The sequence below is a fragment of the Gemmobacter aquatilis genome, assembly GCF_900110025.1.
Lineage (GTDB): Bacteria > Pseudomonadota > Alphaproteobacteria > Rhodobacterales > Rhodobacteraceae > Gemmobacter > Gemmobacter aquatilis.
In genome coordinates, this window is sequence record NZ_FOCE01000009.1 from 18,751 (window position 1) to 42,886 (window position 24,136).

Genomic DNA, 24,136 nt, shown 5'->3' on the forward strand with positions numbered 1-24,136 from the left:
TTGGCAGGGGGCGCCAAAGAAGCTACGAAAAACCCCGAACCCCGAGGGCCCTTCCATGAAAAAGCAGACCGCGACCATGCAGGATTCGATTGCCACCGCCAAGACGCTCTCTGAAGCGCTTCCCTATCTGCAACGCTATTCCGGTGCCGTTGTCGTCGTGAAATTCGGCGGCAATGCCATGGGCGATGACGAGGCGATGGCCGAGTTTGCCCGCGACATCGTGCTGATGCGGCAGGTGGGCGTGAACCCGGTCGTGGTGCATGGCGGCGGGCCGATGATCAACGAAATGCTGGCCAAGCTGGGCATCAAATCCGAATTCGTGCGCGGCAAGCGGGTGACCGACAAGGCCACCGTCGAGGTGGTCGAGATGATCCTCTCGGGCCTTGTGAACAAACGTATCGTGCAGGCGATCAATGATCAGGGCGGGCGGGCCGTCGGCATTTCCGGCAAGGATGACGATCTGATGGTCTGCGTCGCCGATGACCCGGAACTGGGCTTCGTCGGCACCCCGGTAGAGATGAACGTGCAGGTGCTGCGGGATCTTTACAATGCCGGCATCATCCCGGTCGTGGCGCCGGTCGCCACCGGCATGGCGGATAACGAAACCTTCAACGTCAATGGCGATACGGCGGCCGGGGCGATTGCCGGGGCGCTGCAGGCCGACCGCCTGTTGCTGCTGACCGATGTGTCGGGCGTCAAGAATGCCGAAGGCGTGGTGATGACCCAGATCACCCCCGAGGAAATCCGCCAGATGACCGCCGATGGGGTGATCGCAGGTGGCATGATCCCCAAGACCGAAACCGCGCTGATGGCGCTGGATCAGGGCGTGCGCGCGGTGACCATCCTGGATGGCCGCCTGCCCAATGCCTGCCTGCTGGAACTGTTCACCGATCACGGCGCCGGGTCGCAGATCCGTTCGACCGAGCCGCGGGTCAAGCCACGCCTCCGCCGGTGACCCTGACCGGAATCGCGGCGCAGCTTGCCGCGCATTGCCTCACCGTCCTTGGCGGGTTCTCCGCCGAGGAGGATCCGGGCCTACCCCCCGGCACAAGCACTCTGCTGCTGATCGGCCCCGCCGAGCCGGGCTTCTGGCCGCATTTCACCGCCCAGCCGGAATGGCAGGATGGTGCCCCCGATCCGATGGACCGCTGGTCACGCCGGGTGATCGGGCGGCTGGCCTGTGATCTGGGCGCCAAGGCGCTGTTTCCCTTCGGTGGTCCGCCCTGGCACCCGTTCTTCCAATGGGCGCTGCGTTCCGGTTCGGCCTGGCAAAGCCCGGTGCGGCTGCTGGTGCATGAACGTGCCGGGCTTTTCGTCTCGTATCGCGGCGCGCTGGCGCTGAAACAGCGGCTCGACCTGCCGCCCCCCGGCCCGCGCCCCTGCGACAGATGCGACCAGCCCTGCCTCAGCGCCTGCCCCGCCGCGGCCCTGACGGGCGCGGGCTATGACGTGCCCGCTTGCCACACCTATCTCGATACGGGGGCAGGGGGCGATTGCCTCGCTGGCGGTTGCCTTGTGCGCCGCGCTTGCCCGGTCTCGCAATCCCATGCAAGACTGGCCGTCCATTCCGCCTATCACATGGCGGTGTTTCACGGGGGGACGTTTCACAGATGACCAAGCGCCTGATCCTGACGCGGCACGCGAAATCCAGCTGGGATGACCCGCTGATGACTGACCATGACCGCCCGCTGAACGCGCGTGGCACGGCGGCGGCCACCGATCTGGGCAAATGGCTCGCCTCGCGCGGCTATGTGCCCGATCAGGTGCTCTGTTCCGACGCGCTGCGCACCCGCAAGACATGGGAAGGCATTGCCCCCGCCTTGCCCGGCACGCCCGCGCTCGACCTCAAGCCCGCGCTCTATCATGCCGGTCCCGATGTCATGCTGGCCGTGCTGCGCCATGCCACCGGCGACACGGTGATGATGATCGGCCATAACCCCGGCATCGCCGAGTTTGCCAATCGCATCGTCGCCCGCGCGCCGCTGTCGCCCGATTTCCAGCGCTATCCCACCGGCGCGACCCTCGTCGTCGATTTCGGCATCGACACATGGGATGCGGTCACCTGGGCCAGCGGCGCCGTCGATGATTTCATCATCCCGCGCGAAGTCATGGCCTGAAAGCAAAAGGGGGCGCAGCGCGCCCCCTTTCCATACCGTCGGGCAGGGGGCGCCAAGCCCCCAAAACCGCGCTCAATGCCCCAGAATCTGGCTCAGGAACAGCTTGGTCCGCTCCGACTGCGGATTGCGGAAGAACTCGCCCGGCTCGTTCTGCTCCACGATCTGCCCCTGGTCCATGAACACCACGCGGTTCGCCACCGCCTGTGCAAAGCCCATCTCGTGGGTCACGCACAGCATGGTCATCCCCTCTTCCGCCAGTTCGATCATGGTATCCAGCACCTCCTTGATCATTTCGGGGTCAAGGGCCGAGGTCGGCTCGTCGAACAGCATGATCCGCGGCTTCATGCACAGGCTGCGCGCAATCGCCACGCGCTGCTGCTGCCCGCCCGACAGCATCCCCGGATACTTGTGCGCCTGTTCCGGGATCTTCACCTTGCGCAGGTAATGCATCGCGGTTTCTTCCGCTTCCTTCTTCGGCACCTTGCGCACCCAGATCGGCGCCAGCGTGCAGTTTTCCAGAATCGTCAGATGCGGGAACAGGTTGAAGTGCTGGAACACCATCCCCACCTCCGACCGCACCTTGTCGATGTTCTTCAGGTCGCTGGTCAGCTCGGTGCCATCCACGATGATCTGGCCCGCCTGATGTTCCTCCAGCCGGTTGATGCAGCGGATCAGCGTCGATTTCCCCGACCCCGAAGGGCCGCAGATCACGATCCGCTCGCCGCGCTGCACCGTCATGTTCACGTCGCGCAGCACATGAAACTGCCCATACCACTTGTTCATATTGGTGATCTGGATGGCGACTTCATCCGAGACCTGCAACTTGCGGCGGTCGATTGCTTGTTCCGACATGGATGTCGCTCCTTAACGGTGGTCGGTTTTCAGCTTGCGTTCCAGCCACATGGAGTAGCGGGACATGCCGAAACAGATGATGAAGAACAGGGTGCCGGCAAAGATGTAGGGCTCCCAGTAGATGCCCTTCCAGTCGATGTCGGCGCGCACGACGGCGGTGATGCCTTTCAGCGGGTCCATCAGGCCGACAAAGGCGACCAGCGTGGTATCCTTGAACAGGCCGATGAAGCTGCTGACGATGCCGGGGATCGAGATCTTGAGCGCCTGCGGCATCACGACCAGCCGCTGCGCCTGCCAGTAATCCAGCCCCAGCGCATCCGCCGCCTCGTATTGCCCGCGCGGCAGCGCGGCCAGGCCCCCCCGGATCACCTCGGCGATATAGGCCGCGGCGAAGAAGGTGACGAGGATGATGACGCGCAGGATGATGTCGAAATTGTTGCCCGGCGGCAGGAAGTATTGCAGCAGCAGCGATGCGGTGAACAGCAGCGTGATCAGCGGCACGCCCCGGATGAACTCGATAAAGCCCACCGACAGCGTGCGCACCAGCAGCATGTCCGACCGCCGCCCCAGCGCCAGCAGGATGCCCATCGGCAACGAGGCCGAAATCGCGGTGACCCCGATCACGATCGACAGCAGGAAGCCGCCGAACTGGTCACTGTCCACCGAGGCCAGCCCGAAGGGCAGTGCCGATTGCAGCCCCGCCGTCACCGGCGCCTGCGCAAACAGCCACCACAGCACCGCCGCCACAAGGCCAAGGCCCGCCGAAACCGGCACGCCCAGCTGATCTTTCAGCAGCGTGAACACGGCGCCCATCACCGCAAAGCCCAGCAGCGCCACCACGGGCAGCCAGACCGTGCCGCCCCACAGCAGCCAGAAGGCCAGTGCCGGATACAGCAGGCTGAACCAGATCATCTTGCGCGGCAGGGCGGTGAACAGCACCGGCGCAATCGCCACGAACATCAGCACAAAGGCCAGGATCGGGCGCCAGTAGCCCAGCACATACAGGTCGAACAGCCCGGCATTGGCGCGCAGATCGGCGATGAACGCCTCACGCACCGCGCCATTGACCGCCGCGCCGAACACGCCTTCATAGCCGCCCGCCGCCGCATATTGATCGGCGAAGGACAGCCGGGCGATCAGCGCGAAATCCTGCGGATAGAAACCGAAGATGTATTGCGGCCAGCGTTCGCGCACCACGGCCCAGCAGGCCCCCGTAGCGCCTTCGCCCCAGGTGGCGGCGATGATCTGCCGGCACTCGCCCAGCGACCCGGCATTCCACACCGAATGCATCAGCCAGGGCACCAGATGCAGCAGCAGCCACGCCGTGGCCAACAGCCCTAGCAGCGTCAGGATCGTGTTCAGCGGCCCCGAGAACAGGTTCTCGCGCAGCCATTTCACCACCCCCGCTTCGCGCAGCGGCGGCTCTTTCGGTGCCAGCATTTCGCCGCGCACATAAGTCAGCTGTTTCGGCATCTCAACGCTCCTTCAGCTTCACGGCGCGGTTGAACGCGTTCATCACCGACGAGATGATCAGGCTGATCACCAGATAGATCCCCATCATCAGCAACATGCATTCCAGCTCTTTCCCGGTCTGGTTCAGCGTGATGCCGCCCAGCGTGCCGCGCAGGTCCATGTAGGACACGGCAATCGCCAGCGAGGTGTTCTTGGTCAGGTTCAGATACTGGCTGATCAGCGGCGGGATGATCACCCGCAGCGCCTGCGGCAGGATCACCAGCCGCATCGTGCGTGCCGGGCGCAGACCCAGCGCAAAGGCCGCTTCCGACTGGCCGCGCGCAATCGCCATGATGCCAGAGCGCACGATTTCCGCGATGAAGGCCGCCGTATACAGCGCCAGCGCCAGCGTCAGTGCGCTGAAACTGTGCAGAACCTCGATGCCGCCCTTGAAGTTGAACCCTTTGGAAACGCCACTGGCATCAGTTGGAAAGCCCGGAATCTCCAGATGGAACCCCATCGCCATCAGCAGGGCGATCACCGGCACGAACAGGATCGCCAGCGATTTCCACCAGGTCACCGGGCGCTCGCCGGTTTCCTCCTGAATCGCCTTCACCCGGCGCAGGAAGCGGGCGTTCACCAGAACCGAGCCGATGAACACCGCCAGCACCGCCAGCAGCGAAAAGTTCACCGGAATGCTGGCAATCTCCATCCCGCCCAGCGGGCGGTCCAGCAGCGGTGCCGGAATCAGCGAGCTGCGGTTAGTGATCGCCACGGTCCCGAACAGGATGTTCGACGCGGCAGGTTCGGCGCCGCTTTCCACCATCGCCTGCGTGACCTTGAAATCCTTCGGCTCCGGCATCGTCTCCGACAGGAGCGTGGCCGCCAGCAGGATCCACAGCAGCACCGGCACGTTGCGGAAGATCTCGACGTAAAGCGTCATCAACCGGCTCACCAGCCAGTTCTTCGACAGCCGCAGCACCCCGATCACCACGCCCAGCACGGTGGCAATGGTGCAGCCGACCAGCGCCGACAGCAGCGTGTTCAAAAGCCCGATCACCGCCGCGCGCATATGCGTGCTGTCATTGGTGTAGGGGATCAGCGTCTGGTTGATGTCATATCCGGCGCGCATCCACAGGAACCCGAAATCGAAGGTCCGGTCTTTTGCGGCCAGATTGGCAATGGTGTTGTTCACCAGCCAGGACAGGAACAGCAGAAACAGGAACAGCACCACCACCTGAATGGTGATTGCCCTGTAGCGCGTGTCGTAAATGAGCATTGACAGCCGAAAGCCTTCTTTCGGCGCCTCTTGGACGAAAGCCATGGAATGTACCCCCAGAGATCTGACCGCAGCCGGTTTGGTCCGGGCTTATCAGGGCGGTTCAGATGGAATGGTCTTTGTGGAACGGGGCGCATCCTTACGATGCGCCCCGGTCGGTGATCAGATTACCGGAACGGCGGGGCGTATTGCAGGCCGCCCTGCGTCCACAGCGCGTTCAGCCCGCGCGACAGGCCGATCGGCGTGGCCGAACCGATATTCGCCTCGAAGATCTCGCCATAGTTGCCGACGGCAGCAATCGCGCGCATCCCCCAGTCCTTGTCGAGACCCAGCATCGCGCCCAGTTCACCCTCGGTGCCCAGGATCCGCTTCACTTCCGGGTTGGTGCTGCTGGCCGCCACTTCGGCGACATTGGCCGAGGTCACGCCATATTCTTCCGCAGCAACCAGCGCGAAATAGGTCCAGCGGACGATGTCGCCCCACTGGCTGTCGCCATGGCGCACCAGCGGCCCCAGCGGCTCTTTCGAGATGATTTCCGGCAGGATGATGTGGTTTTCGGCATCCGGCATCGTCGCGCGCGAGGCGGCAAGGCCCGAAGCGTCGGTGGTATAGGTGTCGCAGGCGCCGGCGAGATACTGGCGCTGGCCTTCCGCGTCATCGGCGATGTTGACCGGAGTATAGGTCATGTTGTTCGCCTTGAAGAAATCGGCGAGGTTCAGCTCGGTGGTGGTGCCGGTCTGGATACAGACGGTGGCGCCATCCAGTTCCTTGGCCGAGGTCACGCCCAGATCCTTCTTCACCATGAAGCCCTGGCCGTCATAATAGTTCACCGCGACGAAATCGAACTTCAGATCGTTATCGCGCGAGAAGGTCCAGGTGGAGTTGCGGACCAGCAGATCCACTTCGCCCGAGGCCAGCGCGGTAAAGCGCGTCTCGCCGGTGGTCGGCACATATTTCACCTTCGAGGCATCGCCCAGCACGGCCGCAGCCACTGCCTTGCAGATTGCCACGTCGAAACCCTGATAATTGCCATTGGCATCCGGGGCGCCGAAGCCGGTCAGGCCAACGTTGACGCCGCAGATCAGCTCGCCGCGGGCCTTCACGTCATCCAACGTGGCGGCGCCTGCAAGGCCGGCTGCCAGCGCAGCGGCCGACAGCGTGCCAAGGAATACGGATTTGTTCATGCGTACCTCTTCCTGAGTTTCCGCCCGATTTCAGGCGGTGTTTTTGATACCCCTGTGGCGGGGCAAAGAACCGCAGAGGGGGGAGTGCCCCCTCGGTATCGGCCAGTCTCGTGTAAAGCGCTTTGGATCGTCAAGCAAAACTGTTCCGATAGCGCTAACTGAGTGGTCGATCGGGGGCATCCGCGCCGGGCGCGCAATGTGCTGTCGCCCCGCTCAAAATTTAAGCACGAATGTTACCGATACAATCTGCTCATTGGCACAGGGTGTAGAATCGTGCCGCGTCCCGCATCGCCTGATGCTTCATCGCTTCCAGCGCGGCAGCCTCGTCATCGGGGCCCCATTGCTCGATTTGCCAATGCTCGTCGATTCGGCTCAGCGCGAAGGCGGTATCGACATCCAGCCGCCCCTCGGTCACCGCCAGCCCCAGCACCAGCGAGCCGGAGATCGCCACCAGATCATGCAGCGCTGCAAGCTGGAACGGGTTTTGCCCATGCACCGCCGCCGAAAGCGCGGCGAGGCTCGCCGCAGGCTGCGCGATATGCATCACCCCCGCCGTCGTCCCCAGCGGCGCGCCATAGCGCTCCGCCGCCCAGCCCAGCAGCGGATCCCAGCCCGCCGCCTGCCGCGCCACCAGCGGCTCCGGCCCGATGGCGCGGTAGCACAGCAGATCGGTGCCGCCATAGGCCGCGATCATGTCGGCCACTTCGGCGAATTGCGTCGCCACCTTGTCCAGTGCCGAATTGGCCGCACGAGTCGCGGGCATCGTGTCAGGCCGCACCGCGCCGTGCTGTGCGTCCCATTCCGCCGCAATCGCCTCGGCCAGCGCGCGCGTCGGCACCACCAGCGGCGTCTTGGCCGGGGTCTTCAGCGTCCGCCCGTCCAGCCGCACCGTATGGCCACCCTCACAGGCGCAGGCCTTGGCCTGTTTCCAGAATCGTTTCGCCGTCCAGCCGCTCATCTGATCCCCTCGAACGGATCCTCCGGCACGTCGCCTTCGTTCCAGTCCAGCATTTTCCATGTCCGCTTCATATGCTCGGGCAAGGGCGCGGTGAACACCATTTCGGCCTTGGTGATCGGGTGCTGCACCATCAGCCGCCGCGCGTGCAGATGCAGCTTCTTCGACATGTCGCCGCCGATATTGGCACCCCAGCCATCGCCCAGGTTTTCCGAACCCGAGCCGCCATATTTCCCATCCCCCAGAATGGGATGCCCCAGCTCCGCCATATGCGCGCGCAACTGGTGGGTGCGGCCCGTCACCGGCTCCAGCGCCATCCAGCTCATCCGCGTGCCCAGGAACCACAGGGTGAAATAGTCGGTATGGGCGCGCTTGGCATCCGGGTAATCGGCCATCTTGGCGGGATGGATGCAGATCATCTTCTCGCCTTCGCCGCCGCGCCCGTGGCCCGGCGCCTTCATCAGCCCGTATTTGATGCTGCCCTGCCGCGGATGCGGCACGCCCGCCACCAGCGCCCAATAGATCTTGCGCGTGTTGCGATGCCGGAACGCTTCGGACAACGCGCGCGCGATCCGGTCGGTCCGCGCCAGAACCAGCACCCCCGAGGTATCCTTGTCCAGCCGGTGCACCAGTTTCGGCCGGTCCTTGTAGCCGAATTTCAGCACCTCGGTCAGCCCGTCCACATGCCGGTCGCCTTGCCCCGATCCGCCCTGCGACGGCAGGCCCGGCGGCTTGTTCAGCACGATGATATGCTCGTCCTTGAAGATGACGCAGTCCTGAATCATCTTCTCGTCCGCCGCACTCACCCCGTCGGGGCGCGGGCGCGACGGCGCCTCGTTTTCCGGCAGCGGCGGCACGCGGATCACCTGACCCGGCACCACGCGGTCATTCGCCTTGGCCCGCGCGCCATCAACGCGCACCTGCCCGGTGCGGCACATCTTTTCCACCGCGCCTTGCGTCAGTTGCGGAAAGCGCCGCTTGAACCAGCGGTCCAGCCGCTGTTCGCCCTCATCCGCCGAAACGGTCAGCAGTTTTACACCGCTCATGTCAATAGTCCCCGCAGGATCAGGGCGGCCCCCGCAAAGGCCGCCAACGACAGCAGCACCGAGCCGCCGATATACAAAGCCGCCGCCCCGATCTGGCCGCGTTCCCAAAGCAGGATCGCATCCATCGAGAAGGCGGAAAACGTGGTAAAACCGCCCAGCACGCCGGTCATCAGAAAAGGCGCGAACCGCAGCCCCCCCTTATGCGCCAGCGCCACCATCAGCCCCCCCATGATCGCCGAGCCTGCGACATTCACGAACAGCGTATGCCACGGAAAGCCATGGCCCGCGATCCGCTGGATCGAGACATTGGCCAGATAGCGCAACGATGCGCCCAGCGCGCCCCCCAGCGCGACCTGTGCCAGCACCCACATGGTTCACTCCAGCCCCGCGATGATGGCGCGCAGCGTTTCCACCCCGTCACCCTTTTCCGAACTGGTCATCACGATTTCCGGGAAGGCCGCCGGGTGTTTCGCCAGCGCCGCGCGCACCTGATCAAGGTTCTTTTCCCGCTCCGGGCGCGACAGCTTGTCCATCTTGGTCATCACCACCTGAAACGTCACCGCCGAACGGTCCAGCAGCGTCAGGATCTCTTCATCCACCGCCTTCACACCATGGCGCGAGTCGATCAGCACAAAGGCGCGGCGCAGCGTCTGGCGGCCCTGCAGATAGGATTTCAGCAGCGCCTGCCATTTCATCACCGTCGCCACCGGCGCCTCGGCATATCCATAGCCCGGAAGGTCCACCATATAGCGATGATCGCCCAGCGCGAAAAAGTTGATCTCCTGCGTCCGCCCCGGCGTGTTCGACGCGCGGGCAAGGCTTTTGCGCCCGGTCAGCGCATTGATCAGGCTCGATTTCCCGACGTTGGACCGGCCTGCGAAACAGATCTCGATCCGGTCCGCCGGGGGCAGGCCGGGCATCGCCACCACGCCCTTGACGAAATCGACGGGGCCGGCAAACAGCAGCCGTCCACGCTCGCGCATGAAGTCATCGGGTTCAGGGGCCAACGGAAAGGGCAGGGCGGTCATATAACTTCAATCTCCTGGCCGAGCGCGATCGTTCCGCCCTCGGTCACCACGGCATAGACGCCGAAATCCTGATGGCCATAGCTGGCCTGCAAGGCCCCCAGCGTATCACCGCTGATCCGGCCTGTCGTCACATTCACTTTCGTCGCGTTGCAGCGGGTGATGCGTTCGCGCACCTCCAGCACCGCGTCGCCGATCCGCAGTTTCGCGCCGATCAGATCGAACTCGGCCCAAGGCGCCCAGCCCTCCACCCACAGATTGCCGCGCCAGCGGTGGGGCGAAAGCGTCATCCCCATCCGCGCTTCCAACTCCCGGTTGGAGGCGAGGTTGAGGATCGAGATCGACGGAAACTCGGTATCCGTCATCGCCTGCGGGGCCGATACGATGCGCTGCGGCTGCGCCCGCTCCGGCGGGGTCAGCCCGCGCACCCAGTCCAGAAAGCGCGGCAGATCTTCCGCCGCGTCGGGCCGGAAGGTCAGCGCCGCACGCTCGGGATGGGTCAGCGTGATTGTCGCCGTCTCCGGGTCGAAGGCACATGCAATCGCCATCAGCGCTGGCGCCTTGGCGCCCCGCGCGAAGTTCACGCAGGGGCTCCAGCCCGCGCGCAGCTTCGCCGCCTCATGGGCCACGGCCCAGTGGCGATCCCATGGCAGCGCCTCCCCCGCCAAAAGCCGAACGGACGCGAGGTCTTCGCGTCCGTGGCTCTTGATCGGGTGGCGGCAGATATGGGCCAGCCGTGCCGTCATTTCTTGCCTTTCGCCGGGGCCGCAGGCTTGGGCTTCTTGGCAAAGCCAGCCCGGATATTGCCGAAAATATCCGGCTTGTGCCCGTGACTGCGCATGATCAGATATTGCTGGATAAAGGTGATCGAGTTGTTGGTGATCCAGTACAGCACCAGCCCGCTTGCGAAACTGCCCAGCATGAACATGAAGACCCAGGGCATCCAGGTGAAGATCATCGCCTGCGCCGGGTCGGCGGGTGCCGGGTTCAGTTTCTGTTGCAGCCACATCGAGATGCCCAGCAGGATCGGCAGCGCGCCGATGAAGCCCAGCGCGAGAAAGCTGCCCGGCTCCGGCGCGGCCCAGGGCAGCAGGCCGAACAGGTTGAACAGCGACGACGGATCGGGGGCAGACAGGTCGGTCAGCCAGCCGATGAACGGCGCATGGCGCAGTTCCAGCGTGACGAAGATCACCTTGTACAGGCTGAAGAAGATCGGGATCTGGATCAGCATGGGCAGGCAGCCCGCCGCCGGGTTGATCTTCTTGTCCTTGTAAAGCTGCATCATTTCCTTCTGCAGCTTGGTCTTGTCTTCCCCGGCGCGCTCTTTCAGCGCCTCCATCTCGGGCTGCAATTCCTTCATCCGCGCCATCGAGACGTAGGATTTATAGGCCAGCGGCAGCACCAGCACCTTCAGCACCAGCGTCAGCGCCATGATCGCCAGACCCATGTTGCCGATCAGCCCGTGCAGGTGGTGCAGCAGCCAGAAGATCGGCTTGGTGAAGAAGAAGAACCAGCCCCAGTCAATCGAATCGATGAAGCCCGCGATCCCGTCCTCGTTCTGATAGGCGCGGATCGTCTCCCACTCCTTCGCCCCGGCGAAGAGGCGCGAGCTGACCTCGGCCGTCGCCCCCGGCGCCACGGTCATCGCGGGCTGGCGGGTTTCGGTCTGATAGATGTCGGCGGTCGGGTTGTATTTGATCACGGCGGTGTAGGGCTTGCCCTGTTCCGGGATCAGCGTGGTCATCCAGTATTTGTCGGTGAAGCCCAGCCAGCCATCGGTCTTGGCCTCTGTCACCTCGGCCTGCGCGCCTTCGCGTTCCACCACCGGCAATTCGGCGAGATCGTCATATTTGATCTCTGACAGCGTGCCGTCGCTGCGCCCGACAACGCCTTCATGCAGAACGTAAAAATTCTGCAAGCCGGTGGGGCGGCCATGCCGCGCCACCACGCCATAGGGTTGCAGCGTCGCCGGGGCGGTGCCGGCGTTTTCCACCGTTTCGGTGATCGAGAACATGTAGTCCTCATCCACCGACAGCGTCCGCGTGAAGGTCAGGCCCTTGCCATTGGTCCAGCCCAGCGTCACCGGCTGGCCGGGGGCCAGCGTGCTGCCCGAGACCACACGCCATTCGGTCGTCGCATCCGGCACATCGCCGGTTTGCAGCGCGCCGCCCGGCGCCCAGCCATAGAGCGCATAATAGGCGTGCTCTTCGCCCACCGGCGACAGCAGGCGCACCAGATCCGATTTCGGATCCTGGGTCACGCGATAGCCTTTCAGCGACAGGTCGTCGATCCGCCCGCCCAGCAGCGAGATCGAGCCCTGCAGCTTCGGCGTGTCGATCGCCAGACGCGGCGCTTCGGGCACCGGCGCCACTTCGGGCTGCGCGGCCACAGCGGCCGGGGCGGCGGGCGGGGTCGCGGCGTCGGTCATCTGCACCGCTGCCGGGGCATTCGGATCGACCGCGGGCTCTTCCGGCGGGAAGAGCACGAACCACACCAGGATCACGAGGAAACTGAGCGCGGTTGCAAGAATGAGGTTCTTGTTCTGATCGTCCATCTGCGATCCCCACCGTCCTTTATAGGCTTGGCCCCTTTCGGGTCAGGCGTGGTTCAACAGAAGGGGGGCGGAAAGGTCAAGCAGTTTTCCCGGTTCGCCCGCCGCAGGGCGGGGTGCGCGGCGCGATTCCTGCGCTCCGCCGCTCATTTTGCGCGATGGCCGATCTTCGGCGGGGCGGGATGGCGGGCGCGGTGGCTGGTGATCCAGTCCACCGTCTGCTCGAACGGCATGGGCCGCCCGATGCCGAACCCCTGCACATGGCCGCAGCCCAGCTGCGCCAGCATCGCATGTTCGCCCGGGGTCTCCACCCCCTCGGCCAGCGTCTCCAGCCCCAGCCGTTCCGCCAGCGACAGAATCGCCGAGACGATCTTTTGCTGTTCGCGATCCTCATCGACATGCGTCACGAAACTGCGGTCGATCTTCAACCGGCGCACCGAAAAGCGGCGGATATTGGTGATCCCGGCATGGCCGGTGCCGAAATCGTCCAGATCAATGCCACAGCCCAGCCGGGCCAGTGCGGCGATGTTGCGCACGATCACGTCATTTTCGGTGCTGGCCACCACGGTTTCCAGAATCTCCACCGACAGCCGGTCGGGCGTCAGGTCAAAGCGGTTCAGCTCCCACTGGATCCGCTCCACCAGACGTGGGTTGCGCAGTTCTTCGGCCGAGAAGTTGACCCCCACCGTCGGGATGCGCAGCCCCGCCTTTTCCCAGCGGGTCAGCGCGGTCAGCGCGTTGTACAGCATCGTCTCGCCCAGCCGTTCCGCCAGGCCCGCCTCTTCGATCGCGCCCAGAAACTCCGCCGGGGGCACGATGCCACGGTCCGGGTGATGCCAGCGCGCCAGCGCCTCGAACCCGGTGATCTCCCCGGTATCGGTGCTGACCTGCGGCTGGAAATGCGCGCGGATCTCGCCGGTATCCAGCGCCAGTTCCAGCGTCTGGCGCAGCGCATCGCGGTCGGCCCGTTTGCGCGGCATTTCCGGCGCAAAGGCGCGGATCGCGCCCGGCCCGTTGCGCAGCGCCTCGTCCGCTGCCACCTGCGCCGCATCCAGCAGCGCCTTGCCCGAAGGCTCGGTCAGTTGCGCGCCCAGACAGAACCCGACCGAGCAGGTCACATAGATCCGCGCGGCATCCAGGCTGACCGGCGGGGCAATCGCCGCCTGCAGCCGGGCGGCCAGTTGCACCATCGCCTCCAGTTCCAGCCGCCGCTGCGGTGCCAGCGACACCGCAAAGCCGCCACCTTCCAGCCGCGCCACCGTATCACCCTCGCGCAGCGCGGCGCAGATCCGTTCGGCACTGCGCGCCAGAATCTCGGTCTGCGTGGCGCGGCCGTGCCGGTCCAGCAACAGATCCGCCTCGTCGAATTGCAGCACCAGACAGCCGGTATTGCGCCCGGTCACTGGCGCCTCGCGCAGCACCCGGTCGAAGGTGGAAATCAGCTGGGGGCGGTAGGACAGCCCGCTCAACCCCTCGACCAGCGCTGACGGCGGCGTGTCGTGAAAGCGGAAGGCCCCGGCCATCAGAAACACCAGCGGCGCCCCCAGCGCCACAAGGAACAGCACCCGCTCCCCGCCCAGCCAGAAGGCCGCCAGCGTCACCGCCGGCAGAAACACCATCAGTTCCGGCTTGCGCAGCCAGAGGCCGAGCCGCCGCATCCCTTGCCAGAGCCCTGCGCGGAGCTGATCCCGCATCGCGATTCTCCGTTCCTGCCGGGGCCGACATAGCCCCCTCTGCCGCAGGTTAGGGAATCGCGGTTCCGGTTTCGTTAATTTTCATCCCGAAGTTGCGGAAGATTTTCATCAAATGTTCTCGTCTGTACTGTCAGCCCGGCGAAATCGAAGATCGCCGGGTCCAGCAGATGCGAGGGCCGCGCGTTCATCAGCGCGCGGAACATCACCTGCCGCCGCCCCGGGCTGCGCGCCTCCCAACCATCCAGCAACTGCTTCACCTGCTGGCGCTGCAACCCTTCCTGCGACCCGCACAGATCACAGGGAATGATGGGGTAATTCATGGCCTTGGCAAACTTTTCGCAATCCGCCTCGGCCACGAAGGCCAGCGGGCGATACAGGAACAGATCGCCTTCCTCATTCACCAGCTTCGGCGGCATCGTTGCCAGCCTCCCGCCATGGAACAGGTTCATGAAGAAGGTTTCCAGAATGTCGTCGCGGTGATGGCCCAGAACAACCGCAGAACACCCTTCTTCCCGCGCGATCCGGTACAGGTTGCCGCGCCGCAACCGTGAGCAGAGCGAACACATCGTCTTGCCCGGCCCGATCTTGTCCATCACCACCGAATAGGTGTCCTGATACTCGATCCGGTGCTCGACCCCCATCCGCTTCAGAAATTCGGGCAGCACCGTCGCGGGGAAGTTCGGCTGGCCCTGATCCAGATTGCAGGCCAGCAGATCGACCGGCAGCAGCCCGCGCCATTTTAGCTCGTGCAGCACGGCCAGCAGCGTATAGCTGTCCTTGCCGCCCGACAGGCAGACCAGCCAGCGCGCGCCGCGTTCGATCATGCCATACTGCTCGATCGCCTCGCGCACCTCGCGCACGATCCGCTTGCGCAGCTTCTTGAACTCGGTGCTGGCGGGCGCGCCGTGAAACAGCGGGTGGATGTCGTCAAGCATGTCGTCGGGAAGGGAAAGATCGTCGGCCATCTGGTCCTCGCGCGCAGGATCGCGGGCTTATGCCAGAACCCGCGCCATCATGCAAACTGCCCTCATCACCCCGCGCCACGCCACCCTCTCCCCTTGGGGGAGAGGGCAGGGTGAGGGAGGAAGGGACGCAGGGCCCCGCCCTCACCCCCGCGCCGGGATCGTCAGCCCCTTCTGCACTGCGGGCCGCGCCAGAAACCGCGCCAGATAGTCCGGCACATGCTGCAATCTGTCCCAGCCGGTGATCTCTCCCGCCTTGTAGTAATTGAGAAACGTGTTCAGCCACGGCCCGATCGCCATATCGGCGATGCTGTACTCGCCCGCGATCCAGTCTTTGCCCGCCAGCGCCCCGTCCAGCACCTTCAGCAGCCGTTCCGCCTCGGCGCGATAGCGTTCCTTCGGGCGCGGGTCGTCGATCTCCTTGCCCGCGAAATGGTGAAAATACCCCAACTGCCCGAACATCGGCCCCAACCCGCCCATCTGGAACATCAGCCATTGCAGCACCTCGTAGCGGCGCGCCTGCGGCAGAAACTTCCCCGATTTCTCGGCCAGATAGATCAGGATCGCCCCGCTTTCAAACAGTGTCAGCGGCCCGTTCGGCCCGTTCGGGTCGATGATCGCCGGGATCTTGTTGTTGGGGTTCAGGCTCAGGAATTCCGGCGTCATCTGGTCATGGGTGGCAAAACTCACCAGATGCGGCTCATAGTCCAGCCCCATCTCTTCCAGCGCGACCGAGATCTTCACCCCGTTCGGCGTGGGCAGCGAATACAACTGGATCGCCTCGGGCCGGGTGGCAGGCCAGCGGCGGGTGATCGGAAAATTGGCAAGAACGGTCATTTGCGCTCCGAATGTGAGGATCTGCCGAAGATAGGCACGTTTTCCCCGTCACAAAACCGCTTTGACTGTGCGATAACAGCGGGGCATCTGTGCACGACCCGGGTAAGACTGCGCCAAAAGCGGCCGCCCGTGAATATGAGGGAACAAGGAATGCTCAACGAGTTCAAGGCTTTCATCGCCCGCGGCAATGTCGTCGATCTTGCTGTCGGGATCATCATCGGGGCGGCCTTCACCGCCATTGTCACATCGCTGGTCTCCGACCTCATCAACCCGCTGATCGGGGTGGTCACCGGCGGGGTGGATTTCTCCAACCTGTTCTTCAATCTCAATTTCTCGGATGAAACCGTCTATCCGTCGCTGGCCGCCGCGAAAGAGGCGGGCGCCCCGGTCTTTGCCTATGGCGCTTTCCTGACCGCCTGCATCAACTTCCTGATCGTGGCCTGGGTGGTGTTCCTGATCGTCAAGGCGGTGAACACGCTGAAAGAAACCATGGCGAAGAAGGAAGAGGCCGCCGCCGCCGCGGCCCCCGCAGGCCCGACCGAACTTGAGGTGCTGCTGCAGATCCGCGACGCGCTGCAGAAGTGAAGTGTTGCAAAAGCAAAAGCCCCCCGCGCAGGCAGGGGGCTTTTTCACCTCGGAATATGCGATTCTGACAGGATCAGATCACAGATCCAGCGCGGCTGCCGCCGAAATCGCGGGCAGGCCAAGTGCCGCACCCACCGCCGCATAGGTCAGCTTGCCCTTGTGGGTGTTCAGCCCGGCCATCAGGTGCTTGTCCTCGGCACAGGCGAGCTTCCAGCCCTTGTCGGCCAGCGCCAGAAGGAAGGGCAGCGTCGCATTGCCCAGCGCCAGCGTGGAGGTGCGCGCCACCGCCCCCGGCATGTTCGCCACGCAGTAATGCATGATCCCGTCCACCTCATACACCGGGTCCTGGTGCGTGGTGGCGCGCGAGGTCTCGAAACAGCCGCCCTGATCAATCGCCACATCGACCAGTGCCGCGCCGGGTTTCAGCTCGGCCAGTTGCGCCCGCGAAATCAGCTTGGGCGCCGCCGCGCCGGGGATCAGCACCGCGCCGATGATCATGTCGGCCTCGCGCGCCAGATCCATCGTATTGCCCGCGCTGGCATAGGCATTCTTGAACTGCCCGCCGAACACATCGTCCAGATAGCGCAGCCGCGGCACCGAGCGGTCGATCACCGTCACATCCGCGCCCATCCCCGCCGCAACCCGCGCCGCATGGGTGCCCACCACGCCGCCGCCGATCACCAGCACCTTCGCCGGTGAAACCCCCGGCACACCGCCCAGCAGCACGCCGCGCCCGCCATTGGCCTTTTGCAGCGTCCAGGCGCCGACCTGCGGCGCCAGCCGCCCCGCCACCTCCGACATCGGCGCCAGCAGCGGCAGCCCGCCGCGCTCGTCCGTTACCGTTTCATAGGCAATCGCCGTCACGCCGCTGGCCAGCAGATCGGCGGTCTGCGCCGGATCGGGCGCCAGATGCAGATAGGTGAACAGCACCTGCCCCTCGCGCAGCCGCGCCCGCTCCACCGCCTGCGGCTCTTTCACCTTCACGATCATCTCGGCCTGCGCGAACACGTCCTCTGCCGTGCCCAGCATCGTGGCCCCGGCGGCCACATAATCAGAATCAGAAAAACCGGCGCCTGTCCCTGCGCCGGTTTCCACAACCACCTGATGGCCATGTGCCACCGCTTCCCGGACCGCGTTGGGGGTCATCCCAACGCGAAACTCCTGCGGTTTGATTTCTTTCGGGCAACCAATCTTCATCTCATCCTCCCAGATCACCGCGTCTCCCGGCACGGTTTGTGCCGATCAGCCTGCGCCCGAATCGCTGGTGGAAGTTTGAATTCTGTGGCGCAAGCACCGCCTCTGGTGGTAGAAATTCCCGAAACTGGCCCCCTTCATCGAAGAAATCACCGCCCGTATGGACCTTGACGCAACAGACCGCCGCATCCTCACCGTGTTGCAAAAGAATGGCCGCATCACCAATGCCGAACTGTCGGAACAGGTGAACCTGTCCGCCTCGGCCTGCCACCGCCGCGTGCAACGGCTGGAGGAGGAAGGCTTCATCGCCGCCTATGTTGCCCTGCTCGATCCGCGCCGTCTGGGCCGCCCCACCACCGTCTTCGTCGAAATCACCCTGCAAGGGCAGGCGGACGAGACGCTGGACGCCTTTGAACGCGAGGTGGCGCGCATCCCTGACATTCTGGAATGTCACCTGATGGCAGGCAGCGCCGACTATCTGCTCAAGATCGTGGCGCAGGACACCGAAGATTTCGCCCGCATCCACCGCCAGTATCTCAGCCGCCTGCCCGGCGTGGCGCAGATGCAAAGCTCTTTCGCGCTGCGCACCGTGCTGAAAACCACCGCCTTCGCCGTCTGATCCCCACGGCGCGCTTGTCGCATCGGGGGGAAGCGGCCTATCCTGCCTCTGATTTCAGCAAGACAGGTTTGCCGGTTTTCCCGGAGGAGAGGCGCCATGACCATCGACATTTACCAACCGACCCCGAACGATACGCTCAGCCTTGAAGAATACGCGCTCTACAATCTCATCATGGCCTACCGCGCCGAAAACGGCCTGGCCCCCATCGCCCTGTCGCAGGCGCTGACCGCCACCGCCGGGCGCCATGCCGAAGATACCACGCAGAACATCTGGGCCACCGGGCTGGATCTGCCAGAGGGCACCAACCTGCACAGCTGGTCCGACGCGCCCTATTTCGCCGATCACCGCGACCCGGAAATCATGTGGGAGGCGCCCGAACGTATCGGCACCGGCTTTACCGGCAATGGCTATGAAATCTCCGTCTCCATCGGCGATGACGGCACGATCCAACAGGCACTGGCGCTGTGGCAAGGGTCCGGGCCGCATAACGCTGTCATCCTCAATCAGGATGTCTGGGGGCAGGTCAAATTCAAGGCGATGGGAGTTGGCATCGACCGGCTGGCCAGTGGCGAAACGATCCTGCATGTCTGGTTCAGCGACACGGCTGATACGGCCCCGCCCGAACTGCACGGCAGCCAGAAAGATGACCGGATCGACGGCACCGGCTTCAGCGACCTGATTCTGGGGCTGAAGGGGGCAGATATCCTCAAGGGTGGCGGCGGGCGCGACCTACTCGATGGGGGCAAAGGCCGCGATGTGCTGACCGGGGGCGACGGGCCGGATACCTTCCGCTTTGCCGATTTCGGCGGCGACCGGCTGACCGATTTCACCGCGGCCGACCAGATCGCGCTCAAGCGCAGCGTGTTCAGCGCCTTGGGCGCCACGGTCGAAGACAGCGAATTCCGGCTGGCCGGCGCGCGCGATGCGGATGATCACCTGATCTATCAGGCCCGCACCGGCAAGCTGTTCTACGATGCCAATGGCGACGGGGCAGGGGGGATGACGCTGATCGCCATTCTCGACGGGGCCCCCGATCTGTCGGCCAGCGATTTCCTGATGGTCTGATCGCAAAGAAAAACCCCCGGCCAAACGGACGGGGGTTGATCTTGTCAGACGGGTCGCCCCGTCCAGCTTTCAGACACGTCTACTTAAAGACCGCCTTCACGCTGCGCCTTTTTACGCGCGAGTTTGCGCGCACGGCGGACAGCTTCGGCTTGCTCACGGGCTTTCTTGACCGACGGCTTCTCGAAATGTTGCTTGAGCTTCATTTCGCGGAACACGCCTTCGCGCTGGAGCTTCTTCTTCAGGGCCCGAAGGGCCTGTTCGACGTTATTGTCACGAACGCTGACCTGCATGTGGTTGTCACCACCTTCCTAAGCTAGAGTTGCACTGATGTGCAGGCTCGCGCCCCATAGCAAAGCGCGCAGGCCTTGTCTACCGTCTGCCCGGAAAGGAGGCCCGATGGACCCGGAAAACACCCTTCACGCCACGCGCGAGGCCGTTCTCGACGCTGCGGTGCCGCATGTGCCCTTCGATGGCTGGTCTGCGGCCACCCTCAAGGCCGCTCTGGCCGATTCGGGTGTGGCGCCCGCGCTGGGTGCCGCACTGTTCCCGCGCGGGGCGCTGGATCTGGCGCTGGCCTATCACCGGCGCGGCGACCGGCGCATGGCCGCGCAGCTTGCCGAGATGGATCTGGCCGCGCTGCGCTACCGCGACCGCATCGCCGCCGCCGTCATGGCCCGGCTCGATCTGGTCGAAGACAAGGAACTGGTGCGCCGCGGCTCCACCCTGTTCGCCCTGCCGCAGAACGCCGCCGAAGGCGCGAAAGCAATCTGGGGCACTGCCGATGCGATCTGGACGGCGCTGGGCGATACGTCGGAGGATGTGAACTGGTATTCCAAACGTGCCACGCTCTCTGCCGTCTACTCCGCCACCGTGCTGTTCTGGCTCGGCGATGACAGCCCCGGCCATGAAAACACCCGCGATTTTCTCGATCGCCGCATCGGCGACGTGATGCAGATCGAAAAGCTGAAAGCCGGGCTGCGGGAAAACCCGTTGTCCAAGGCGCTGCTGGCCGGGCCATTGAGGCTGCTGGGCCAGATCCGCGCCCCCCGCACCCCTGACGATCTTCCCGGAAGCCTGAAAGACCAAGCATGAGCCTCTCGCCACCCCACACGATGCAAGCCATTGAAATCACGTCTCCCGGTGATCCCGAGGTGCTGCAACCCACCGAAGTGACCGTGCCGGTGCCCACCCATGGCCAGATCCTGATCAAGGTGGCCTATGCCGGGGTCAACCGCCCCGATGCGCTGCAACGCGCGGGCCTTTACGCGCCGCCGCCCACCGCCTCGCCCCTGCCGGGGCTGGAGGCGTCGGGCGTGGTCGCTGCCGTCGGCCCGGGCGCCAGCCGCTGGAAGGTGGGCGATATGGTCACTGCCCTGCTGCCCGGGGGCGGCTATGCCGAATATGCCAAATGCCACGAAGACCACGCGCTGCCCATCCCCGACGGGCTGACCCTGCGCGAGGCGGCCTGCCTGCCGGAAACCTGCTTCACCGTCTGGTCGAACATCGCCATTCGTGGCGGGCTGGTGGCGGGCGAGCGGTTCCTCGTGCATGGCGGGTCGTCCGGCATTGGCACGACGGCGATCCAGATGGCCCGCGCCATGGGCGCCCGCGTCTTCACCACCGCCGGTTCGGCCGAGAAATGCGCCGCCTGCCTCGCCCTCGGGGCCGAACGTGCGATCAACTACCATGACGAGGATTTCGTGCCGATCCTCAAGGCCGAGGGCGGCGCCCATGTCATCCTCGACATGGTGGGGGGCAGCTATCTGCCCCGCAATATCAAGGCCTTGGCCGATGAGGGCCGCCTTGTACAGATCGCCTTCCTGCAAGGATCGAAGGTCGAGCTGAACTTCGCCGAGGTGATGATGCGCCGGCTCACGATCACCGGATCGACGCTGCGCCCGCAAAGCGATTATGCCAAGGCCCGCTATGCCCGCCACCTGCTCAAACATGTCTGGCCGATGGTCGCGCGCGGCACCCTGCGCCCGGTGATCGACAGCGAGTTTTCCCTGGCCGATGCCGCCAAGGCGCATTGGCGGCTGGAAAGCTCGGGCCATATCGGCAAGATCGTGCTGAAGGTCGCCGGGTAATCCCCCGATTTTTCTGCGAAAAATCGCAGGCCCCTCGATCCGGGGGGCCTCTCCGATCCTTCGCAGAAGGATCGGCGCCGCTGCCTATTCGCCCAGCTTGGCGTGCACCTCGTCCAGATCAATCTCGCCGATCGGCAGTTTGTTGGCCGGATTGTCGAAATCATATTTGAAAAGCTGAAAATCGCGCTTGTAGATCTCCCACACCAGATGGCGCGACAGATCGTCGAAGTAATCCTCCACCGGATGCAACCGCGCCGGGCCATGCCCTTCGCTTTCGTTGAACTTCGGGATCTTCTTCAGATCGACCTTCTTCTTCACCTTGATGTTGTCCAGAACGTGCTGCATCCCCTCGTTGAACGTCTCGGTGAAGAAGATGTGGTCATAGCGCCCGCCATTCACGATGAAGGTGGACACATGGCCCGACATGGCCGACCAGTGGATGTCCGGCTCCATCGGTTTCTTCCAGCGGATGGTGTCGCGCGCGAACAGAAGAAAGCGGCGGAAGCTGGCGATCTGGTCGAACTCCTGCTTGCCATCGTCGCCGCCGACCTCGATCCCGTATTTCTGCACCAGCAGCGGCACGAGGTTGCCGCGATAGCGTTTGCCATTGCGCTGGATGCCGCAGATCTTGTCAAAAAAGCTTGAAAGGATGCGCGTGTATGGGTTGCGCACGCAGGTGAAGGCATAGCTCTTGTGCGCCTTCACGTTCCGCTCGATCTTCGGCTGGCTGGCCTCCATGCTCCATTTGTGCATCCCGGTGGTGGCATCATGGATGTCGCCGTCAAAGAATTTCCCGTGATCGGAATAGAACATGATCTGCCCGATGGTGGAGCAGGCGCATTTCGGGACGACCCGATACACCACACTCTCACTCTCCGTCATCCAGGTGCCGGGAAACCCCATCTGCCACGCCTCCAGTGCCTCAAGCGCCGCAGGGTCCGCAGCACCTTCTGATTATCCTGAGAAAAAGCAAACAATCTCTGTCTTTTCAATGACCCATAAAGCACTTTATGGAAACACTGTCTGGGATGAAACGGGTAGAGTTTCCTGAATGGCGCGAATTGCTTACATTCTTCTGTGCCACAAGGATCCCGAGGGCATCATCGCCCAGGCCCAAAGGCTGACCGAGGCGGGCGATTACATCGCCATCCATTTCGACGCCCGCGCCAAACGCGCCGATTATGACCGCATCCGCAACGCCTTGGCCGCCAACCGCTCGGTCACCTTCGCGGCCAGACGCCTGAAATGCGGCTGGGGCGAATGGAGCCTGGTCGATGCCTCGCTGCAGGCGGTGCGCGCCGCCGTTGCGGCCTTTCCGCGCGCCACGCATTTCTACATGCTGTCGGGCGATTGCATGCCGGTGAAAACCGCCGAATATGCCCATGATTTCCTCGACCGCGACGATGTGGACTATATCGAAAGCTTCGATTTCTTCACCTCCGACTGGATCAAAACCGGCATCAAGGCGGAACGGCTGATCTACCGCCACTATTTCAACGAACGCACCCAGAAATGGCTGTTCTACACCGCGATGTCGCTGCAACAGCGTTTCGGACTGGAGCGCAAGATCCCCGCCGACCTGTCGATCCAGATCGGCTCGCAATGGTGGTGCCTGCGGCGGCGCACGGTGGAATGGCTGCTGGAGTTCTGCGACCGCCGCCGCGATGTGATGCGTTTTTTCCGCACCACATGGATTCCCGACGAGACCTTCTTTCAGACCCTTGTGCGCCATCTGGTGCCGCAGCATGAAATCCGCACCCGCACATTGACCTTCCTGATGTTCACCGATTATGGGATGCCGGTGAATTTCTACAACGATCAGTATGACCTGCTGACCTCGCAGGATTACCTGTTCGCCCGCAAGATCTCACCCGATGCGAAAGAGCTGAAAGACCGGCTGGGCAATCTCTACAACGCGACCGGCGTGCGCTTCCCCATCTCGAACGAGGGGCGCAGCCTGTATAAATTCCTCACCGGGCGCGGTCGGATCGGTCGCCGCTTCGCGCCGCGCTTCTGGGAAACCGAGGCCAGTCTGGGGCGCGAACGCACCCTGCTGATCGTCACCTGCAAGAAATGGCATGTCGCCAAGCGGCTGGTCGAACGGGTGCGCCAGGTCACCGGCCTGCCTGCGGTGGACTATCTGTTCAACGAAGCCTCCACCCCGCTGCCCGATCTGGGCGGCATCCAGAGCACGCTGGAAAAGCGCACCCGCCATCGCCGGGCGCTGATGCGCATGTTGTTCGATTATTGGAAGTCCGACCGCCTGATCGTCTGTATCGACCCGGCAAATGTCGATCTGATGCAGGATTTCTACAACGACAAATCAACCGTGCGCCTGCTGGAAATCGAATGCGATTTCACCGACGACTATCTGATGGGCCATGCCCGCCGCGTCGGCCTCGCCTCCGACAACTCGCCCCAGGAAACGGTGGAGCGGCTGCTGCCCACCATCCGCTACGATGTGCGCTTTGAAAGCGACCGTCTGCGCGATGCCGATTTCGAGAACTTCCATCGGATGCGGCAATCTGCGAGTGTCGAAGAGAATACCGGCCCGCTGGCCAGCTTTCTCGGCATCACCGCCGAAAAGGCCCGCCAGATCGCCGCAACCGACTATCTGTTTGTGGACTGACAC

25 protein-coding genes are annotated in these 24,136 nt (G+C 64.0%); 9 read left to right on the forward strand and 16 right to left on the reverse strand.

Annotated elements, in window-relative coordinates; translation table 11 throughout:
* The first annotated feature begins 55 nt into the window (after positions 1 to 55).
* Genes argB through BMX43_RS14440 form a run of 3 tightly spaced genes read left to right on the forward strand, consistent with a single transcriptional unit; the run spans position 56 to position 2,117 of the window.
* Entirely contained in the window at positions 56 to 955 is a 900-nt protein-coding gene (gene argB, locus BMX43_RS14430; protein WP_091302624.1) for an acetylglutamate kinase, read from the forward strand.
* Entirely contained in the window at positions 952 to 1,614 is a 663-nt protein-coding gene (locus BMX43_RS14435) for a ferredoxin (protein WP_245749483.1), read from the forward strand. Before argB ends, BMX43_RS14435 begins: the two co-directional genes overlap by 4 nt.
* Positions 1,611 to 2,117: a SixA phosphatase family protein gene (locus tag BMX43_RS14440; protein ID WP_091302625.1), complete on the forward strand. Its 507-nt coding sequence runs from the start codon at positions 1,611 to 1,613 to the stop codon at positions 2,115 to 2,117. Before BMX43_RS14435 ends, BMX43_RS14440 begins: the two co-directional genes overlap by 4 nt.
* A gap of 72 nt (positions 2,118 to 2,189) precedes the next feature.
* Here the strand turns inward: BMX43_RS14440 and BMX43_RS14445 are convergent, their stop codons facing one another.
* From BMX43_RS14445 to BMX43_RS14505, 13 genes are all read right to left on the reverse strand, one after another.
* A complete protein-coding gene (locus BMX43_RS14445; protein ID WP_091302626.1) occupies positions 2,190 to 2,969 on the reverse strand; it encodes an amino acid ABC transporter ATP-binding protein in 780 nt (259 codons plus the stop codon).
* Positions 2,970 to 2,981: 12 nt separating this feature from the next.
* Entirely contained in the window at positions 2,982 to 4,442 is a 1,461-nt protein-coding gene (locus tag BMX43_RS14450) for an amino acid ABC transporter permease (protein ID WP_245749484.1), read from the reverse strand.
* 1 nt (position 4,443) lies between these two features.
* A complete protein-coding gene (locus BMX43_RS14455; protein ID WP_091302628.1) occupies positions 4,444 to 5,745 on the reverse strand; it encodes an amino acid ABC transporter permease in 1,302 nt (433 codons plus the stop codon).
* A gap of 122 nt (positions 5,746 to 5,867) precedes the next feature.
* Positions 5,868 to 6,884, reverse strand: a complete 1,017-nt coding sequence (locus BMX43_RS14460) for an amino acid ABC transporter substrate-binding protein (RefSeq protein ID WP_091302630.1) — start codon at positions 6,882 to 6,884, stop codon at positions 5,868 to 5,870.
* 250 nt (positions 6,885 to 7,134) lie between these two features.
* Positions 7,135 to 7,842, reverse strand: a complete 708-nt coding sequence (locus tag BMX43_RS14465; protein ID WP_091302631.1) for an ATP12 family chaperone protein — start codon at positions 7,840 to 7,842, stop codon at positions 7,135 to 7,137.
* Positions 7,839 to 8,885, reverse strand: coding sequence for an RluA family pseudouridine synthase (locus BMX43_RS14470; RefSeq protein WP_091302633.1), 1,047 nt, complete (start codon positions 8,883 to 8,885; stop codon positions 7,839 to 7,841). The genes BMX43_RS14465 and BMX43_RS14470 overlap by 4 nt, the downstream gene beginning before the upstream one ends.
* The gene (gene crcB, locus BMX43_RS14475; protein WP_091302635.1) at positions 8,882 to 9,256 is read right to left on the reverse strand and encodes a fluoride efflux transporter CrcB; all 375 of its coding nucleotides are present in this window, start codon (positions 9,254 to 9,256) and stop codon (positions 8,882 to 8,884) included. The genes BMX43_RS14470 and crcB overlap by 4 nt, the downstream gene beginning before the upstream one ends.
* 3 nt (positions 9,257 to 9,259) lie before the next feature.
* Positions 9,260 to 9,913: a ribosome biogenesis GTP-binding protein YihA/YsxC gene (gene yihA, locus BMX43_RS14480; protein ID WP_091302637.1), complete on the reverse strand. Its 654-nt coding sequence runs from the start codon at positions 9,911 to 9,913 to the stop codon at positions 9,260 to 9,262.
* Entirely contained in the window at positions 9,910 to 10,656 is a 747-nt protein-coding gene (locus BMX43_RS14485; protein WP_091302638.1) for an MOSC domain-containing protein, read from the reverse strand. Before BMX43_RS14485 ends, yihA begins: the two co-directional genes overlap by 4 nt.
* Positions 10,653 to 12,464: a membrane protein insertase YidC gene (gene yidC / locus BMX43_RS14490; RefSeq protein WP_091302640.1), complete on the reverse strand. Its 1,812-nt coding sequence runs from the start codon at positions 12,462 to 12,464 to the stop codon at positions 10,653 to 10,655. Before yidC ends, BMX43_RS14485 begins: the two co-directional genes overlap by 4 nt.
* Positions 12,465 to 12,607: 143 nt before the next feature.
* Positions 12,608 to 14,155: a putative bifunctional diguanylate cyclase/phosphodiesterase gene (locus BMX43_RS14495; protein ID WP_245749485.1), complete on the reverse strand. Its 1,548-nt coding sequence runs from the start codon at positions 14,153 to 14,155 to the stop codon at positions 12,608 to 12,610.
* A 74-nt stretch (positions 14,156 to 14,229) separates the two neighbouring features.
* Positions 14,230 to 15,120 carry a tRNA 2-thiocytidine(32) synthetase TtcA gene (ttcA, locus tag BMX43_RS14500; protein WP_091302642.1) on the reverse strand — a complete coding sequence of 297 codons (891 nt, stop codon included), beginning with the start codon at positions 15,118 to 15,120 and terminating at the stop codon, positions 14,230 to 14,232.
* A 141-nt stretch (positions 15,121 to 15,261) separates the two neighbouring features.
* Positions 15,262 to 15,954 (reverse strand): glutathione S-transferase family protein, encoded by a 693-nt coding sequence (locus BMX43_RS14505; RefSeq protein ID WP_091302644.1) that lies wholly within the window; start codon positions 15,952 to 15,954, stop codon positions 15,262 to 15,264.
* A 150-nt stretch (positions 15,955 to 16,104) separates the two neighbouring features.
* Between BMX43_RS14505 and mscL the strand changes: the two genes are divergently transcribed.
* Positions 16,105 to 16,539, forward strand: coding sequence for a large conductance mechanosensitive channel protein MscL (gene mscL, locus BMX43_RS14510; RefSeq protein ID WP_091302646.1), 435 nt, complete (start codon positions 16,105 to 16,107; stop codon positions 16,537 to 16,539).
* A 78-nt stretch (positions 16,540 to 16,617) separates the two neighbouring features.
* On the opposite strand, the gene ald is transcribed toward mscL, so the two are convergent.
* Positions 16,618 to 17,736, reverse strand: a complete 1,119-nt coding sequence (gene ald, locus BMX43_RS14515) for an alanine dehydrogenase (protein WP_091302859.1) — start codon at positions 17,734 to 17,736, stop codon at positions 16,618 to 16,620.
* A gap of 157 nt (positions 17,737 to 17,893) precedes the next feature.
* Between ald and BMX43_RS14520 the strand changes: the two genes are divergently transcribed.
* Both BMX43_RS14520 and BMX43_RS14525 read left to right on the forward strand, forming a co-directional pair.
* Positions 17,894 to 18,352, forward strand: coding sequence for an Lrp/AsnC family transcriptional regulator (locus BMX43_RS14520; protein WP_091302648.1), 459 nt, complete (start codon positions 17,894 to 17,896; stop codon positions 18,350 to 18,352).
* Positions 18,353 to 18,448: 96 nt separating this feature from the next.
* Complete coding sequence (locus BMX43_RS14525; RefSeq protein WP_091302650.1) at positions 18,449 to 19,417, forward strand: CAP domain-containing protein; 969 nt, start codon at positions 18,449 to 18,451, stop codon at positions 19,415 to 19,417.
* An 83-nt stretch (positions 19,418 to 19,500) separates the two neighbouring features.
* Here BMX43_RS14525 and rpsU read toward each other — a convergent pair whose 3' ends face one another.
* Positions 19,501 to 19,707 (reverse strand): 30S ribosomal protein S21, encoded by a 207-nt coding sequence (gene rpsU, locus BMX43_RS14530; protein ID WP_091302652.1) that lies wholly within the window; start codon positions 19,705 to 19,707, stop codon positions 19,501 to 19,503.
* 106 nt (positions 19,708 to 19,813) lie between these two features.
* Here rpsU and BMX43_RS14535 point away from each other — a divergent pair, with 106 nt between their 5' ends.
* Complete coding sequence (locus BMX43_RS14535; RefSeq protein WP_091302654.1) at positions 19,814 to 20,509, forward strand: COQ9 family protein; 696 nt, start codon at positions 19,814 to 19,816, stop codon at positions 20,507 to 20,509.
* Positions 20,506 to 21,504, forward strand: a complete 999-nt coding sequence (locus BMX43_RS14540) for an NAD(P)H-quinone oxidoreductase (protein ID WP_091302656.1) — start codon at positions 20,506 to 20,508, stop codon at positions 21,502 to 21,504. Before BMX43_RS14535 ends, BMX43_RS14540 begins: the two co-directional genes overlap by 4 nt.
* Before the next feature lie 84 nt (positions 21,505 to 21,588).
* Here BMX43_RS14540 and BMX43_RS14545 read toward each other — a convergent pair whose 3' ends face one another.
* Complete coding sequence (locus BMX43_RS14545) at positions 21,589 to 22,407, reverse strand: sulfotransferase family protein (protein WP_091302658.1); 819 nt, start codon at positions 22,405 to 22,407, stop codon at positions 21,589 to 21,591.
* Between the two features lie 148 nt (positions 22,408 to 22,555).
* On the opposite strand from BMX43_RS14545, the gene BMX43_RS14550 reads away from it, so the two are divergent.
* Entirely contained in the window at positions 22,556 to 24,133 is a 1,578-nt protein-coding gene (locus tag BMX43_RS14550) for a DUF5928 domain-containing protein (protein WP_091302660.1), read from the forward strand.
* Positions 24,134 to 24,136: the final 3 nt, after the last annotated feature.